3 protein-coding genes are annotated in these 2,778 nt (G+C 40.2%); all 3 read left to right on the forward strand.

Translation table 11 applies throughout. The annotated features are described in order from the left end of the window. Positions 1–211: 211 nt before the first annotated feature. Positions 212–1,573, forward strand: a complete 1,362-nt coding sequence (locus tag HT730_RS07610) for an amino acid permease (protein WP_173307246.1) — start codon at positions 212–214, stop codon at positions 1,571–1,573. 112 nt (positions 1,574–1,685) lie between these two features. Further along, the gene (locus HT730_RS07615) at positions 1,686–2,084 is read left to right on the forward strand and encodes a GNAT family N-acetyltransferase (RefSeq protein ID WP_173307248.1); all 399 of its coding nucleotides are present in this window, start codon (positions 1,686–1,688) and stop codon (positions 2,082–2,084) included. A gap of 444 nt (positions 2,085–2,528) precedes the next feature. Next, positions 2,529–2,778 (forward strand): helix-turn-helix domain-containing protein (locus HT730_RS07620; RefSeq protein ID WP_173307247.1); only part of this gene is annotated, 250 nt, incomplete at its 3' end.

Below are 2,778 nucleotides of genomic sequence, written 5' to 3' on the forward strand. Positions count from 1 at the left end.
TTCCCTTCTTCTCTTTCTTCAATCTACTAAAGTCTAATACTCTTCGAAAATCTCTTCAAATCACGTCAGCGTCGTCTTACCGTATATGTGTGACTGACTTCGTCAGTTTCATCTACAACCTCAAAACAGTGTTTTGAGCAACCTACGGCTAGCTTACTAGTTTGCTCTTTGATTTTCATTGAGTATAAATTGAATTGAAATTGGAGACTATATGAGTTCAAAGAAGAAAAATAAGATGGAGCGTGGTCTGACCAATCGTCACGTGCAGGTTATGGCCATTGCGGGAACAATCGGAACAGGACTCTTTTTGGGAGCAGGTCGCTCTATCAGCCTAACAGGTCCTTCCATTGTACTGATTTATATGATTACAGGGGCTTTCATGTTCCTCATGATGCGTGCGGTTGGGGAAATGCTTTACCAAGACCCTGAGCAACATACCTTTATCAACTTTATCACGCGCCATTTGGGTAAGGGCTGGGGCTATTTCTCGGTTTGGTCTTACTGGCTATCTGTTGTCTTTATCGGTATGGCGGAAATCACTGCTATCGCACATTATGTGCAATTTTGGTTCCCAACTTGGCCGAGTTGGATGATTGAGATTGGATTTTTGACCATTCTAGCCTTGGTCAACCTAATCGCGGTGAAGCTATTTGGAGAAGTTGAGTTTTGGTTTGCTATGGTCAAGATTGTGGCTATTTTAGCCATGATTGCGACAGGAGTCTTTATGGTCTTGACAGGCTTTAAGACACCCCATGGAGTAGCAAGTTTAGCCAATATTGTCGACAATTTCTCTCTCTTTCCAAATGGTGGAGTGAACTTTGTCATGGCCTTCCAGATGGTGTTCTTTGCCTATCTTATGATTGAGTTTATCGGGGTCACAACTTCTGAAACCAAAAATCCACGTCAGGTCCTGCCAAAAGCCGTTAAGGAAATTCCTTTGCGTATCGCCTTTTTCTACGGTGGTGCCCTCTTAGCCATCATGGCTATCATTCCATGGCGTGAACTTGCCTCAGCTGATTCTCCTTTTGTAACAGTATTTGAATTGGCCGGAGTCAAGTGGGCGGCAGCCTTGATTAACTTCGTCGTTTTGACCTCAGCAGCATCTGCTCTTAACTCAACTCTTTATTCAACAGGGCGTCATTTGTATCAGATTGCTCATGATTCGCCAAATCGCTTCCTAAAGGCTATTAAAGCAGATACTCTTTCTCGCCACAATGTACCACAAAATGCCATCATTGCCTCAGCGATTTTGATTGCCCTAGCAGCCTTTATCAACGTCTTGCCAGGAGTTTCGGATGCCTTTGCCTTGATTACGGCATCATCATCAGGTGTCTATATTGCCATTTATATCTTAATCATGGTGGCTCACCTTAAATACCGCAAGTCACCAGACTTTATGGTGGATGGCTATCTCATGCCCCATTATCGTTTCCTAAATCCTTTAACCATGCTCTTCTTTGCCTTTGTCTTTGTAACCCTCTTTTTACAAGAGTCTACATTTGTAGGAGCAATTGGATCAGCTATCTGGATTATCGGTTTCGGGATTTATAGCCAGTGGAAATTTAGAAAATAGATTAAGAACTCATCAACTCAGGTTGGTGGGTTTTTTCTAGTTTGACAGTCTATTGAAATAAGACTATAATCAAGCTGTAACAGTGTTTGAGGAGGTTTAGATGTACTTTAGATTGGAAAACAAGGAGTCTCAGAAAGCACAAGAAATTGGGAATTTGATTCGTGTTTATAACCGTTCAAAAAGAGAAGAGGCTGAAAGTGAGCCACTTAATCTTTATGTCGAAGATGAAAAGGGCAATCTCCTGGCAGGTTTGATAGCAGAGACTTTTGGAAATTGGCTAGAAATCGAGTATTTGTTTGTAAAAGAGGAACTGCGAGGGCAAGGAATCGGTTCAAAACTATTGCAACAGGCAGAAAGTGAAGCTAAGAATCGAAATTGTTGTTTTGCCTTTGTCAATACTTACCAGTTCCAGGCACCGGACTTTTATCAGAAACATGGCTACAAGGAAGTTTTTTCTTTGCAAGACTATCTCTACATTAGGCAAAGATATTATTACCAAAAGAATCTGTAAGGTGAGTATGGAGGTATAATACAAAGAGAGGCTCGCACATAAGTATGGAGGTGGACTGATGTATATGAGTAACTATCGATAAATACCAGTTATAACCTAGAAATTGTGTCTTTCTAGACGATATTGAGGACAATATAATCGTAGCCCCAAAATTAGGAATCAAGACTTATCAGGTTAAGAAAAGAAGTGATGTTGTTGATATTTTAAACAATTTATTTAAACTAAAAACTCTCTATCTATTAATCCGAGATTCCCCTCTCGGATTTTGTGTTGCTTTCATTAAATTTACAGGTAAGACTTGCTAGCTTCAGTAAATATACACAAGTTTTTCAGAATAGAGTGAAATCCAAAAGAAAATGGAAATAATGAAAGCTCTTGTAGGCATAAGAAAACACCTCTGTGTTATACTTGTTGTTCAACCACAAACACAAGAAAGGCACAGAAATGCAAGACAATTATACTACAAAAGGTAAACATTTGACAATCGATAGCCGTCGCTTAATCGAAAGATGGAAAAAAGAAGGAAAATCAAATAGAGAAGTTGCCTCTCTACTTGGAAAAGCTCCTCAAACTATCCACACTGAAATCAAGCGTGGGACAGTCCGACAATGTCTTGGAAAAGGGCGCTTCAAAGAGGTTTATTCTGCCGACTACGCTCAACAGTCTTATGAAAACAATCGCAAGCGCTCGGTCA

Origin of the sequence: Streptococcus sp. k-628 (assembly GCF_013277475.1) — a bacterium.
In the GTDB taxonomy this organism is placed as follows: Bacteria; Bacillota; Bacilli; order Lactobacillales; family Streptococcaceae; genus Streptococcus.